Here is a 14,341-nt window from a genome sequence, read left to right as displayed (position 1 = left end):
TCACCGATTTATTTAAATGAGTTTCCTTCTATATAGAAGAAAGGTTTCTTCTATATAGAAAAAAGCCGCCGGCATAAGCCGGCAGCTTCTCTTTAAGCAAGAAATATAAAATACAAAACAAAGATAACAAACAATCCATACATGATAGGATGAATTTCTTTTCTTCTGCCCGCGACCATCATCGTGATTGGATAGAAAATGAATCCAATTGCGATTCCCGTTGCGATACTATAACCGAGCGGCATCGCGATCATTGTAAGGAACGCTGGAACAGCAATTTCAAATTTACCCCATTCAATCTGTCCAAGAGCTGACACCATCAAGACTCCGACGATGATCAACGCTGGCGCCGTGACCGCACTCGTGATCACTGACAATAATGGATAGAAAAGAATCGCAACCAAGAAGAGGATTCCAGTAACTACTGAAGCAAAACCAGAACGAGCTCCGGCTGCTACGCCTGATGTCGATTCAATGTACGAAGTCGTTGTCGATGTTCCGAAGATCGCCCCGCTAACTGTTGCAATTGAATCAGAAAGCAAAGCTTTTCCTGCGCGCGGTAATTTATTATCTTTCATTAAGCCTGCTTGGTTCGCTACTGCCACCAACGTTCCAGCTGTATCAAAAAAGTCTACAAACAAAAATGTTAGGACGATAACCAAGAATTGAATAGTCATCAATGAACCAGGATCATTGAAAATTGGTTCTAGCGCGACGCCGAATGTCGGCGCAAGGCTTGGAACATTCAAATCGATGATGGCAGTCGGCAAGCTGATTACTTGGAAGATCATCCCGACTACAGCAGCGATTAAAATCCCGAAGAAAATTCCACCCTTCACTCCGCGAACCATCATGATCACTGTGACAAACAAACCAAAAATCGCGAGCAAAGCTGAACCAGTCGTCAAGTCTCCGAGTCCCACAAGCGTATCGGGATTGCCTACAACGATTCCTGCATTCTGCAGCCCGATAAATGTAATATAAAGCCCGATACCGGCACCGACTGCATATTTCAGTTGGGCTGGGATGGCGTTGATGATCGTTTCACGAATGCCTGACAATGTCAGCAGAATAAAGATCAATCCGGAAACGAGCACTCCAGTCAACGCAGTTTGCCACGGCACTCCGTACGTAAGAACAACTGTATAGGAGAAGAAAGCGTTGAGCCCCATGCCTGGCGCCAGAGCGAGCGGGTATTTAGCGACAATTCCCATTAACAGGCTGCCAATAGCGGCTGCTAAAGCCGTTGCCATAAATACCGCTCCGTAATCCATTCGGAGGGCAGGATCCAAATCAGGAATTGAATCCATCGTCAACGTCAAAGGGTTGACGACCAAAATATAAGCCATCGCTAAAAATGTGGTTAAACCGCCGATGAATTCCTGACGGTAGTTTGTACCGAGTTCTTCAAATTGAAAATACTTCTTCATGCATAATTCCTCCGTATGCTTTTGTATAAGTCTACGAAAAAACGCATACAGCGATTTGCCGTATGCGTCCGATTATCCCCGTCCGAAAACAGAGAGTCCGCCTATTTTATAAGGCGGACAAAAAATCGTAGTCGGATCATTTACGGTGAACCGGTAGAGACTCTCAGGCCATATTCCTGAATTTATACGACAAGCTTATTTAATTTCATTTATAGAATACCACGATAGGTATGGAAAAACAAGGTGAAACACGAACAATTATCTATTTTTTTGACCGAAAGTTCGTAAAATAGAAAAACGGCTGCTAATGGCAGCCGTTTGTTTCTATTCCCACTCGATGGTTGCAGGTGGCTTGCTCGTAATATCGTATAATACGCGGTTGATGTGATCTACTTCGTTGACGAGACGGACGCTGATTTTCTCGAGAACATCCCATGGGATACGCGCCCAATCTGATGTCATGCCGTCGATCGATGTAACCGCACGGATGCCGATCGCGTAATCGTATGTGCGGGCATCGCCCATGACGCCGACGCTGCGGATATCCGGTAGCACCGTGAAGTATTGCCAGACATCGCGATCAAGGCCGGCTTTTTTGATTTCATCGCGCAAAATCCAATCCGATTCGCGGACGATTTCAAGTTTTTCTTCAGTGACAGCCCCCATGATGCGAATGCCGAGGCCTGGGCCTGGGAATGGCTGACGCCAAACGATTTCATCCGGCATGCCAAGCTCGGTGCCGAGCGCACGCACTTCGTCTTTGAACAAAGTGTTGAGCGGTTCGATCAATTCGAATTGCATGTCTTCCGGCAATCCGCCCACGTTGTGATGGGATTTGATTGTTTGGGCAGTCGTTGTGCCGCTTTCGATAATATCTGTATAGAGTGTGCCTTGGGCAAGGAAATCCATGCCTTTCAGTTTCTCTGCTTCATCGTCGAATACATAGATGAATTCATTGCCGATGATTTTACGTTTCTGTTCAGGGTCGCTTACGCCTTCAAGTTTTTTCATGAAGCGCTCTCGGGCATCGATCTTAATGACGTTCATGTGGAAACCATCGGCGAAGGTTTTCATGACGCTCTCGGCTTCCCCTTTACGGAGCAAGCCATGGTCTACGAACATGCACGTCAATTGATCGCCGATTGCTTTGTGGATCAAGACGGCAACAACAGAAGAATCGACGCCGCCGCTTAGTGCGCAAAGGACTTTCTTGTCGCCCACTTGCTCGCGGATTTTCGCGATTTCCAATTCGATGTAGTTTTCCATCGACCATTCGTCTTTCATGCCGCAGACATCGAAGACGAACTGGCGGAGCATTTCGTTTCCGTAAACGGAATGGCGGACTTCCGGATGGTACTGGACTCCATATAGTTTGCGCTCTTCGTTTGCCATTGCTGCAATCGGGCAGCCGGGGCTTGTAGCGATGACATCAAATCCAGGAGGTGCTGCTGTGACGAGGTCGCCGTGGCTCATCCAGACGATTTGTTCTTCTGGCACATCTTTGAAAATGGAGCTTTCTTTCGTCAAGGTCAGTTCGGCTTTGCCGTATTCGCGGTTGGAAGCTTTTTCGACCTTCCCTTCCATACGCAATGCCATCAATTGCATGCCGTAGCAGATGCCGAGTATCGGAAGTCCCATTTCAAAAATTTCCGGATCGATGGAGAATGCATTTTCATCATAGACGGAATTCGGTCCGCCTGAGAAGATGATTCCTGTTGCGTTCATTTCTTTGATTTCTGTCGCGGTAATCGTGTGCGGATGGAGTTCGCTATAGACACCGATTTCACGGATGCGGCGCGTGATCAATTGGTTGTATTGGCTGCCGAAATCCAAGACGACGATTTTTTTCTGTTCCTTCAACATAGGGCTGACTGGCAAATCCTTCACCTCTTCTATTCGATTCAGGCCACAATATAAAAAAGAACGCGAAAAAATCACTCCTCGCGTTCTTGTCCTCTACGTTAAAAAGACGAATGCGCATGCAAATAAGCATGCGTCATCCGCCTTCATAGTCAAGTCATTTCCGGTGACTTGGTAGAGACATCCGAACCGTATCATCGGACATATATGAGGGCACTGTATTCTATAATTTTCTCAATTGTACAGGCTAGTGTTTTCAAAATCAACCGCTTGTCCGATTGATTAAATTTTCCCAACTTTCCTTCAGTTTCGGCCAGTCGACTGATTCGGCGTCCCCGCCGTACACGGATTTTTCATACGCTGCCGTCAATTTCGTCATCTCTTTCGTTCCAAAGAATGAATCGACGTATTCAGCATAAGAGCGCAATGTTTGGCCTGGCGCTCGTTTTATTCCATAAAGCTCCAGTTGCTTCAAGAGCCGCAGATAGGCTTTTTCAAAGGTTTCCGCGTCCCCCACTTTACGGCGGTAATAAGGAATCAACACTTTGGGCATCCATTTCTTGCGGATCTTGAATAGCATGAATGCGAGCAATAACAAGACGATTGTTGCTGCGATGAGCTTGCCAGCCTGTTCGGAGACAAAAGCAAGGAAACGCTCACCCACTGTTGGGCTGGCATTTGTTCCTGCGTCGCCATCCGGTTGTTCTGGCTGCGCTTCGGGTTCAGGTTCAGGGCGGTCCGGCATCTCTTCTTCTTCCGGTTCGGAAGTATCAATTTCCAAATCGAAATCAATGGATGAAGCACCGGTAAAGCCGATGGTTGGTTCGAACATCATCCAACCCACGCCTGGCATATAAGCTTCTACCCAAGAATGCGCGTTATTATTGGTGACTTCGTATACGTCGTAGCCATCTACTGTATCGATGACTTCGCCTTCATTGAAGCCTTTCACCCAGCGTGCTGGAATATCCAATGAACGCAACAAGACGACCATCGAAGTTGAGAAATTATCACAATACCCGCGCTGCGTCTCAAAAAGGAATTGATCAACATAGTCTTGGTCTTCCGCTGGAACAGCTATATCGCTTTGGCTGTATTCAAAGCCATTGGTGCCGAAATAACGTTCGACAGCCTGTGCTTGGCCGTAAACAGTATCTGACCCGGCAGCGATTTCTTCCGCTAGTTCCCCAACCCGCTCCGGCAATTCATCAGGCAATTGCAAGTAGCGGTCGTATTCTGGCGGCAGTTCAGACAGTTGTTCCGTATCTGTTTCACGCAATGCTGTCAGGCTGTAAGAAGGTTCACTATAGAACACTTCATAGACATCCGGTTCAAAAGCGGTATTCTCTTGCAATGTGTCAAAGCGCTGCTGGACCGGATCATAACGATAATCCAGTGTTTCTTCCATTAAGAATGAAGCAGTGCCGTAAGGATAGAGAACGAACGGAAACGGTAGCTGCATATCCACTAGGGCTGAAGAACGCTCTTCCCCTGCTGGCGGAAAGTCTGTCGTAACTTCATCGCCGTTTCGGTAAAGCTGCTCATCCGCATCTTCTTCCGAAAGCTCCCAGCCCTTTGTGGTATAGACATCTTTTACTTCGACTTTCCAGTACTGGCCTTCTTCGACTTCTGCCCTGAAAACAGTCGTATCATCTGAAACGAACGAGCCTCCAAGCTGTGAATCATCAACGCCGTAACCGATGCGCCCGACGCCGCCTTCACCGACACCCCCTTTTCCGGAATAGGAGGTGATGTACGGCACAGGATCCGGCCAAATCGGCTCTGCTTTTGGCAGATAAAACGCAAGCGCGGTTGAAGCGACCAACAGTAGTAATAAGGGAATCGAAAAGACTAGCAATTTATCCGTCTTCGCTGCTGCGCCGTGTCGTTCCATCCACCTGGCCAAATGCAATAATCCCGCCAACAATAGGCCAATGACCATGATGCGGACGATCGCTGCATCGCCCGAATAAGGGCTGAATGTATCCAGCACGGCAACGAAAATGACCGTCAATAGATAGAAAAGGAAGATGCTCAGCCGGAAACTGACCCAATAATGGATTAAATAGATGGCCATCCACAACAGCGCAAAGAACAGGACGGTGCGAAATACGTCAGTGGTCGCCTGCCAATCTTGGCTGAAAAGCGCCGATAAGCTGATGCTCGCCTGCTCCACGACAAACCGTATGCTTTCTGCCGTAAAGAAGAGATTTCCTGTGTAAACATAGACGATAAACCACAGAATATAGAACAACTTCAAGGGACCAGTGATCCACCACGGAATGTCGAAGAATGCCATGACGAGCCCCAATGCCACAAAAGCCAAAAACAGCCGGTGATGGCCGGTTTCGGTTAATTCGATGACAGGGCGCAGCCATTCAGACAACAAGAAAAATACCAAAATATACAATAAGCCCATAAATACTTTATTTTTTCTGATCGATGTCATGAACGATTCGCCTCCATAAACGCCGAAGCGAAATTCTCTGGCCCGATAACTTTCACGTGGAAGCCTTTAGACCTTGCATATTGATGGTTTTTTTCGTCTTGCGGGGTGACCGACTGGCCTGCTTCTGTCACGACCAGGCACAAACACTGGCTCAAACTCGTTACGTTCCGGCGGATTTCATCGACCATTTCACGTGACAACGAACCCGTTACATAGACTAGGCTCGACACTCGGACTTGCTTCAAATCCTGTCCGACAACCGCTTCGATCGGCCGGTCCAAATCATCCTGGACTTTCGCCAAATGATAGAGTGCGCGCTGCAATTGTTCATCGCTTTGGATCAGCGGGAAAAAGGCGTGCGGCGTGCCGGCGGATAAATAGGCGACACTGGCATGGGATGCCACTACAGAAGTGAGAATCGAAGCGATTAGCTCGACTTGAATTTCGAAGCTTTCGGATGGGGAACGGTCATCAAGCAAGAACAAATCTTGCGATTGACGGTCTTCGAATTCTTTCGTGCGCATCGTCTGCGTTCGTGCAAACGATTTCCAGTGTATCCAGGAGACCCGGTCTCCCGGCTGGTAATCGCGGATACCGCTCGCCATCGTGGTATCTTTCACTAAAGTAAATGGCGCCGCGATCGAACCTTGGTCAAAACTGGAACCGATGGGGCGGTACATCATTTCAACAGTGTTCGGATAAACTAGGACGGACTGGCGGGCTGGCAGCAGTTGGCGTTTTTTTACCCAGCCGAAAAAATCGGCGGTTTCTACCGTGACGCCTTCTAAAACATGTTCGCCTCTTGGCATTTCCCCGATTTCATAAGTCCAGGAAAATTCACGGCGAAATCCAGGTAGCAGCAGTTGACGGCCTGCATCGGCCATGCGGACTTTAAGCCGTGCAGATTGTGCCTGTTCCTCGAGGACGGTGTAAAGCAGCGGGAACGGAAACGCCCGCCGAACGGTGACAGTGGCCGAAAAGCGGTGGCCGCTCCGCACTCGTGGCGTATGGACTACCCGTTCTGCGCGCAAATTCCGCAACGGATAGAACGACAGCAATACAGAGTATAGAATGAAAGGAACAGATACGTAGAAAATGAACCAACTGACGAAGCCGCCTTGGAACATGGCGAACGAAAAAGTCAAAAAAAGCAGGACGAGCACAAATATCATCCTGCCCGAAGAACTTAAAATTTGTTTGACCCGCTTCATTGATTCACAAGCCTTTGTACAGGAACACGCGTCTTAGAGATGATGCGTTCCGTTAGTTCTTCGGCTGTAATCCCGTCATAGCGGGCTTCCGAACGGAGCATGATGCGATGGCCAAAGACGAATTTCGCCAAGTACTGGATATCATCCGGCGTGACATAATCACGCCCTTTGAGCATGGCATAAGCTTGTGCCGCTTTCATCAAGGCAATCGAGCCGCGCGGGCTGACGCCGAGATAGACATAAGGATCGCGGCGGGTTTGAGTCGCCAATTCTACAATATAGGTACGGATCGTATCATCCACGCGAATCGTCCGCACTTCTTCCTGCAATTTGAGCAGTTCTTCTAGCGTCAGCACTGATTCAAGCTCTTCAATCGGCGGAATCGACTGGGAACGGGTCAATACTTCAATTTCTTCTTCCCTCGTCGGGTAGCCCATTTTCACTCTCAGCAAAAAGCGGTCCAACTGCGCTTCCGGCAATGGGTAGGTTCCTTCGTATTCAATCGGGTTTTGGGTCGCCATGACGAAAAATGGTTTCGGGATCTGCATCGTCACGCCATCTGTTGTGACTGACGCTTCCTCCATCGCTTCCAATAATGCGGACTGCGTTTTCGGTGACGTCCGGTTGATTTCATCCGCCAAGACGATATTGCCCATGATCGGGCCCGGGCGAAAATGGAATTGCATGTCTTTCGGGTTATAGATGGAAACGCCCACTACGTCTGAAGGCAAGAGATCCGGGGTGAACTGGATACGTTTGAAATCCGCCCCGACTGATTTTGCCAGCGCCCGGACAAGCATCGTCTTGCCGACGCCCGGAACATCTTCAAGCAAAACATGGCCATGCGATAATAAAGCGACCAGACTCAACTCGGCGATTTCGCGTTTTCCGATAATCACTTTTTCGATATTATCTATGACTTTTCCTAATCGTTCTGTCGCTTTCATATCGGTTCCTCCCATATAAGTGAAAAAGGTTTTGAATAATCACAATCTTATTGCCATCATATCGGATTCCAGGCGATAACTCAACTGAGCCATCACGGCATGCCGGTTTGAAGGATTCCTTTGAACCACTCTTGAAAATGAAAAAACGGGAAAAGCATATGCTTTTCCCGTTGTCTTATTAATTATTTTTCCAGAAGTCATCGAAAATCGTCACCGGCAAATTGCGCTTATGCTGGGTTTTCAAGTAATAGCCTTCCAGCTTTTCACGCGCATCGTCGGCAATTTCCTTGCCTTCCAGATAGTCGTCGATTTGCTCATATGTGATGCCCAGCGCGACTTCATCCGGTATGGCCGGTTTGTCTTCTTCCAAGTCGGCGGTCGGGATTTTTGTATACAAATGCTCCGGCGAGCCAAGTGCCTTCAGCATTTCACGCCCTTGACGCTTATTCAATCGGAACAATGGCACTACATCAGCTGCGCCATCGCCGTATTTCGTATAGAAACCGGTAATCGCTTCAGCTGCGTGGTCAGTACCGAGCACGACCGCATTGTGCATGGCCGCAACCGAATATTGCGCTTTCATGCGTTCACGCGCTTTTTCGTTGCCTTTGGCAAAATCCGTCAATTTGATGCCTTCCGCTTCTAGTGCGCGGTCGCTGCCATCGACAGCTTCTTTGATGTTAATGGTATAGACTTTCGTCGGCTGGATAAATTGGATGGCATCCTGAGCGTCGTGCTCATCGGATTGGACGCCGTACGGCAAGCGCACACCGTAAAAACTATAAATTTGATCGCCTGCTTCCTCGTTCAGTTCATCGACTGCCATCTGTGCCAGTTTACCGGCAAGTGTCGAATCCTGACCGCCCGAAATACCGAGCACAAAACCTTTCAGAAATGAATGGTGCTTTAAGTATTCTTTGAGGAATTCGACCGTACGCTTGATCTCTTCCTGTGGATTAATAGAAGGCTGCACCTTCAATTCATTGATGATCTGCTGTTGTAATGTCGACATGTGGATCCTCCCTTATTTGTTCGTGAATTCTTGAACCGATTCCCGCACTTCCTGGATATTCCGCATTTTATTGTTCCAACATTTTTCGCTTAAATCAACCGGGTATTCTTCCGGATTAAGCGATCGCTTATACTCATCCCACAGCAAATCGAGCGTTCCTACCGCATATTTTTGTATTTCCTTGAGCGGCGGATTTTCATAAACGACTTCGCCTGCTTTAATGACTTGTTGATGGATGTTGACGGCATCGAAATTGGTGACGAATTTCGAGACGAATGTATGGACGGGGTGGAACATTTTCAAACGTTCTTCAGAAGCCGGGTTTTCATCATGCATCGTGATGTAGTCACCTTCTGATTTTCCGTTTTCCCTATCTATAATCCGGTAAACGTTTTTCAACCCGGGCGTCGTCACTTTTTCCGCATTGCCCGAAATTTTGATGGTGTCTTCCATTTCGCCTGCACTGTTTTCAATTGAAACAAGTTTATAGACTGCGCCAAGTGCCGGCTGGTCATATGCAGTAATAAGCTTTGTCCCGATTCCCCATGCATCGACCTTTGCTCCTTGCGCTTTCAAGTTGAGGATGGTGTATTCATCCAAATCGTTGGAAACGACCACTTCGGTGTCAGGGAACCCTGCCTCATCGAGCATTTTCCGTGCTTCCTTGGATAAAAAGGCAATATCTCCGCTGTCTAAGCGGATGCCGCGGAAGTTGATTTTGTCACCGAGCTCCTTCGCCACTTGGATAGCGATCGGCAAGCCAGATTTCAACGTGTCGTAAGTATCGACTAAAAAGACGCATTCACGATGGCGCTTTGCATATGCATGGAACGCCTCGTATTCGTCTTTATAGGCCTGTATCATCGAATGGGCATGGGTGCCGGCTGCTGGAATGCCAAATAATTTGGCGGCACGGGTGTTGCTCGTTGCTTCCAAACCGCCAATATACGCTGCGCGTGTGCCCCAAATCGCTGCATCCATTTCCTGTGCACGGCGCGTACCGAATTCCATGACGCGTTCTGTGCCGACGACTTGTTTAATGCGGCTTGCTTTGGTGGCAATCAAAGTCTGGTAGTTGACGATATTCAGAAGCGCTGTCTCGACCAATTGCGCTTCCAAAAGAGGCGCTTCGATGCGAATCAGCGGTTCATTTTGGAAAACGAGCTCGCCTTCGACGACTGAATAAACATCCCCCGTAAAACGGATTTCTTTTAAATAATTTAAAAAATCATCCTTATAGCCAAGTTCGTTGCGCAAATAATCAATGTCGCTTTCCGAAAAATGGAAGTTATTCAAATAATCGAGTACTCGCTCAAGCCCCGCAAATGTGGCATAACCATTGCCGAATGGCAATTTCCGGAAAAACAATTCAAAAACCGCTTTCCGTTCATGCATCCCATCCGCCCAATAGGTTTCCGCCATATTGATTTGGTATAAATCGGTATGTAATGCCAAGCTATCATCTGCATAACGCGTTTCCACAAAAATCCCCTTCTTCCACAGTAATGACTATCATTATACATCAAATTTCTTATATTATAAGATGATGAATCGCCACATAGGCCCTATCATTGACATATACCCAAAAATATGAGATAGTATTCAGAGTTAACTACGAGGTAACACATAAATTTTGATGACTGGCATTCTACGCAATGTTTTTGAAGATACTTATTCACACTGGCGCGATTACAGGATCGCAAGGACGTAAAAGAAGGTAGGGTTTACGTTGCTTAAGTTTAAAGCACCCAGTGGAACTATTACCGCGGCAATGAAAGCAAACACTTTCAATGGAAATGATTCCCCGTTCGTTACGGGTTAATATTTAAGTCAAAACACATGATTGTTACCTAATAAACAAAGGGCTGTCCTCATTTGAGGACGGCCCTTTTCCAATTGTATCAGAGCTAAAAAGCGCCGATCCGGTTTTATGCCCGGATCGGCGCTGCTTATTTCTATTATCGGTTCAAGTAATCGGTAACGGCTCCCTTGGAAGAACAGGAAACATTATGCGCGTATTTGCCGAGAACGCCTTTACGGTGAAGCGGCGGTGCGACCCATTCGCTTCTGCGCTTTTCAAGTTCTTCTTCAGAAACGTCCATGGAGATTTCCTGCAGATCCGAATCAATCGTCACCATATCCCCTTCGTGGAGCAAGGCGATCGGGCCGCCCGACTGCGCTTCCGGTGAGATATGTCCGACGACCAAACCATGCGTGCCGCCCGAGAACCTTCCATCGGTCAGGAGCGCAACGGATTCGCCCATGCCTTTTCCGACGAGGATCGCTGAAATCGACAGCATCTCCGGCATGCCTGGACCGCCTTTCGGGCCGACATAGCGGATGACCAAGACGTCGCCATCATTGATTTCGTTCGCCATAACTGCTGCGGTCGCTTCTTTTTCATTATCGAAGACGCGGGCTGGGCCTGTGTGGCGGTTGACTTTGACACCAGACACTTTGGCAACCGCGCCTGTCGGAGACAGATTGCCTTTCAGGACGATCAACGGGCCGTCTTTTCGTTTCGGATTATCGAAGGACATGATGACGTCCTGGCCTTCTGTCAGGCTCGGCGCTTCCTGCAAATTCTCTGCCACGGTCTTTCCGGTAACCGTCATGCAATCGCCATGCAAATAACCCGCTTCCAATAGCATCTTCATGACTGCCTGTACGCCGCCGACGCGGTGAAGATCCTGCATGACGTATTTGCCGCTCGGTTTCAGGTCCGCGATATGCGGAACCGTTTTTTGGAGACGGTTGAAATCGTCGATCGTCAAATCCACTTCCGCAGCGTGCGCGATCGCAAGCAAGTGAAGGATGGCATTGGTCGAGCCTCCGAGCGCCATGACGACCGTGATGGCATTTTCGAACGCTTCTTTGGTCATGATGTCTTTCGGGTAGATGCCAAGCTCCAGAAGATTATGCACCGCAGCACCTGCCGCTTCACAGTCCGCTTCTTTATACTCGGACACTGCCGGATTCGAAGAACTTCCAGGCAAACTCATGCCCATCGCTTCAGCTGCTGACGCCATTGTGTTCGCCGTATACATGCCGCCGCATGAACCCGCACCAGGGCATGCACTGCATTCGATTTTGCGCAGCGCCGCGTCATCGATTGTGCCGTTATTATGCTGGCCGACGCCTTCAAAAACAGAAACGATGTCGATATCCTGGCTATTATAGCGCCCGGCCGCGATGGTGCCACCGTAAACGAATACTGCCGGCACTTCGGAATTTGCGATGGCAATCAAACAGCCGGGAATGTTTTTATCACAGCCGCCGATTGCGACAAGCCCGTCCAGACTTTCTGCGCCGACGACCGTTTCAATAGAATCCGCGATGACATCGCGGCTCGATAGTGAATACTTCATGCCTTCGGTCCCCATCGAGATCCCGTCGGAAACGGTGATCGTATTGAAAATGAATGGGACAGCCCCGGCCTCTTGAGCACCTTTTTTCGCCGCTCTTGCCAGTTCATCGATATGTATATTACATGGCGTGACTTCGCTCCATGTGCTTGCGATGCCGACCATCGGCTGCTTGAAACCTTCATCCGTCACTCCGACCGCCCGCAGCATTGCCCGGTTCGGGGCTTTCATCGGCCCTTCGCTGAAAACCTTACTCTTGATGCGCAAATCCTTCTTCATAAGTATCCTATCCTTTCTTTTTTATGTATCTGCTCCGCGGATTCACAGGGTACCTATTAACGGCCCCTTAGATCAACTAGCTAGCAGCGAGGAAGTGATTTCCTGGCTGATTTGAGTTTCTCTTTATTATAGAGGACATTTTTCAGAATTCAACGAATAAAACGATAATTAATAATAATATTTCACAATTTGTCACAGATATTATATATGTATCCGCTTTCATATGGTATAAAAGCTTTTCTGTCCATTATTGATTAATTCGATGTCTAAATTTACATAGTGCGCTATAACAATGAAAAAGCACATAGCTTGCCGGCTATGCGCTTCGTGCTTCAGCTATCCCAATTTAAAGCAGACCACTTTCGTGTCAGTCATTTCCTGGATGGCAAATTTGACGCCTTCCCTGCCGAGCCCCGATTGCTTAACGCCGCCGAACGGCATGGCATCGATCCGGAAATCGCTGCTGTCATTGATCATGACACCGCCAACTTCGAGTTCTTCGATCGCACGGTGGGCATGGTCGAGATTTTTCGTAAAGATTCCGGCCTGCAGTCCATAATCGACGGCATTTGCCCGTTCGATCGCTTCATCCAAACCAGCCACTCGATAGAGCAATACGACCGGGCCGAAGATTTCTTCTGCTGCGAGCGTGCAATCTGCAGGCACATCGGCGAGTACCGTCGGCGAGTAAAATGCGCCGTCACGCTCGCCGCCCGTCTCGAGCGTAGCACCTTTATCCAACGCTTCCTGGACCAGCCCTTCGACGCGCTTCGCTTCTTTTTCTGTAATCAACGGTCCCATATCCGTCATTTCGGATTGCTTATCGCCGACGATATAGCGTTCCGTTTGCTCGACGAATCGTTCTTTAAACAGATCGAATACAGAATCTTCAACATAGACCCGCTGTACGCCGAGGCAATTTTGCCCGGCTGCCCAAAATGCGCCCGAGACAGATGACGCCACCGCGTCTTCCAAATCGGCGTCTTGCAAGACGATGACCGGCGAATTCGATCCGAGTTCCATGCCCACTTTTTTCAGCCCTGCTTTTTTGGTGATCGCAAGCCCGGTCTCGACGCCTCCGGTAAAGCTGATCATCCGGACAGCCGGATGTTCGACTAAGACATCCCCGATTTCCCCGCCTCTTCCGGTGATAACGGAAAGTATTTTTTCCGGCAATCCCGCGTGTGAAAAGGCTTGCGCCAATAACAGCGCGCTGAGCGGCGTGACAGTTGCCGGTTTGACGATGATGGCATTGCCCGATGCAATCGCTGGGCCAACTTTGTGCGCCACCAGATTCAGCGGGTCGTTGAACGGCGTGATTGCCCCGATGATGCCGAGCGGAAAGCGCCGGTAATAGCCGACTTTGCCGATTCCGCCGGGCGATTGGTCGAACGGAATCGTCTCACCAGTGATGCGCCTCGCTTCTTCTGCACTCAAGCGCAAAGTTTCCACTGCCCGCCCCACTTCTTTCCGTGCTTCTCGAATGGTTTTGCTACTTTCTTTAGAGATGGTGCGCGCATAATGTTCTGCGTTCGTTTCGATATAATCCGCTGCTTTTCCGATAATTTGCATGCGTTCAACGACCGGCATCCGTGCAGCAACTTCTGCGCCTGATTTAGCTGCCTCGATGCACGTCTCCATATCTTCTTTCGTTGCGGCGGGAACCCGATCGACAAGAGATCCATCCTGAGGATCGGTGACGTCGATCCATTGTTTTCCGTCTACCCATTCACCTGCCAGAAACATTTTCCGGCCTTCAACATGTGTCGCCATCTATTCCTCCTCCTT

9 protein-coding genes and 2 riboswitches are annotated in these 14,341 nt (G+C 48.8%); all 9 genes read right to left on the bottom strand.

Annotated features, from left to right (window positions below; all coding sequences use genetic code 11):
• Positions 1–92: 92 nt before the first annotated feature.
• The 9 genes from M1Q06_RS04805 to M1Q06_RS04765 all read right to left on the bottom strand — a co-directional run bounded on the left by M1Q06_RS04805 (position 93) and on the right by M1Q06_RS04765 (position 14,326).
• A complete protein-coding gene (locus M1Q06_RS04805) occupies positions 93–1,430 on the bottom strand; it encodes an NCS2 family permease (RefSeq protein WP_274625442.1) in 1,338 nt (445 codons plus the stop codon).
• A gap of 108 nt (positions 1,431–1,538) precedes the next feature.
• A riboswitch (purine riboswitch) is annotated at positions 1,539–1,640 on the bottom strand.
• A 114-nt stretch (positions 1,641–1,754) separates the two neighbouring features.
• The gene (gene guaA / locus M1Q06_RS04800; RefSeq protein ID WP_101189849.1) at positions 1,755–3,293 is read right to left on the bottom strand and encodes a glutamine-hydrolyzing GMP synthase; all 1,539 of its coding nucleotides are present in this window, start codon (positions 3,291–3,293) and stop codon (positions 1,755–1,757) included.
• A 126-nt stretch (positions 3,294–3,419) separates the two neighbouring features.
• Positions 3,420–3,521: riboswitch (purine riboswitch) on the bottom strand.
• Between the two features lie 31 nt (positions 3,522–3,552).
• The gene (locus M1Q06_RS04795; RefSeq protein WP_434401989.1) at positions 3,553–5,739 is read right to left on the bottom strand and encodes a transglutaminase TgpA family protein; all 2,187 of its coding nucleotides are present in this window, start codon (positions 5,737–5,739) and stop codon (positions 3,553–3,555) included.
• Positions 5,736–6,911 (bottom strand): DUF58 domain-containing protein, encoded by a 1,176-nt coding sequence (locus tag M1Q06_RS04790; RefSeq protein WP_434401987.1) that lies wholly within the window; start codon positions 6,909–6,911, stop codon positions 5,736–5,738. Before M1Q06_RS04790 ends, M1Q06_RS04795 begins: the two co-directional genes overlap by 4 nt.
• Before the next feature lie 35 nt (positions 6,912–6,946).
• Positions 6,947–7,897 carry an AAA family ATPase gene (locus M1Q06_RS04785; RefSeq protein ID WP_434401985.1) on the bottom strand — a complete coding sequence of 317 codons (951 nt, stop codon included), beginning with the start codon at positions 7,895–7,897 and terminating at the stop codon, positions 6,947–6,949.
• 178 nt (positions 7,898–8,075) lie between these two features.
• Positions 8,076–8,909 carry an ammonia-dependent NAD(+) synthetase gene (gene nadE, locus M1Q06_RS04780; RefSeq protein WP_121300611.1) on the bottom strand — a complete coding sequence of 278 codons (834 nt, stop codon included), beginning with the start codon at positions 8,907–8,909 and terminating at the stop codon, positions 8,076–8,078.
• A gap of 12 nt (positions 8,910–8,921) precedes the next feature.
• Positions 8,922–10,391, bottom strand: a complete 1,470-nt coding sequence (locus tag M1Q06_RS04775; protein WP_434401983.1) for a nicotinate phosphoribosyltransferase — start codon at positions 10,389–10,391, stop codon at positions 8,922–8,924.
• Between the two features lie 476 nt (positions 10,392–10,867).
• Positions 10,868–12,553 carry a dihydroxy-acid dehydratase gene (gene ilvD, locus M1Q06_RS04770; protein WP_434401981.1) on the bottom strand — a complete coding sequence of 562 codons (1,686 nt, stop codon included), beginning with the start codon at positions 12,551–12,553 and terminating at the stop codon, positions 10,868–10,870.
• Between the two features lie 336 nt (positions 12,554–12,889).
• On the bottom strand, positions 12,890–14,326 hold the full coding sequence (locus tag M1Q06_RS04765) for an aldehyde dehydrogenase family protein (RefSeq protein ID WP_434401979.1): 1,437 nt from the start codon (positions 14,324–14,326) through the stop codon (positions 12,890–12,892).
• Between the last annotated feature and the right edge of the window lie 15 nt (positions 14,327–14,341).

The sequence above is a fragment of the Planococcus sp. 11815 genome (genome assembly GCF_051096385.1).
Lineage (GTDB): Bacteria > Bacillota > Bacilli > Bacillales_A > Planococcaceae > Planococcus > Planococcus citreus.
Note: the sequence above shows the minus strand (reverse complement) of the source record. Positions and strands in the feature narration are given on the sequence as shown.

Excerpts from the sequence above, each read along its gene's own strand:
- ilvD (WP_434401981.1), bottom strand. The coding sequence starts at position 12,553 with ATGAAGAAGGATTTGCGCATCAAGAGTAAGGTTTTCAGCGAAGGGCCG.
- M1Q06_RS04795 (WP_434401989.1), bottom strand. The coding sequence starts at position 5,739 with ATGACATCGATCAGAAAAAATAAAGTATTTATGGGCTTATTGTATATT.
- M1Q06_RS04785 (WP_434401985.1), bottom strand. The coding sequence starts at position 7,897 with ATGAAAGCGACAGAACGATTAGGAAAAGTCATAGATAATATCGAAAAA.
- M1Q06_RS04765 (WP_434401979.1), bottom strand. The coding sequence starts at position 14,326 with ATGGCGACACATGTTGAAGGCCGGAAAATGTTTCTGGCAGGTGAATGG.
- M1Q06_RS04790 (WP_434401987.1), bottom strand. The coding sequence starts at position 6,911 with ATGATATTTGTGCTCGTCCTGCTTTTTTTGACTTTTTCGTTCGCCATG.
- guaA (WP_101189849.1), bottom strand. The coding sequence starts at position 3,293 with ATGTTGAAGGAACAGAAAAAAATCGTCGTCTTGGATTTCGGCAGCCAA.
- nadE (WP_121300611.1), bottom strand. The coding sequence starts at position 8,909 with ATGTCGACATTACAACAGCAGATCATCAATGAATTGAAGGTGCAGCCT.
- M1Q06_RS04805 (WP_274625442.1), bottom strand. The coding sequence starts at position 1,430 with ATGAAGAAGTATTTTCAATTTGAAGAACTCGGTACAAACTACCGTCAG.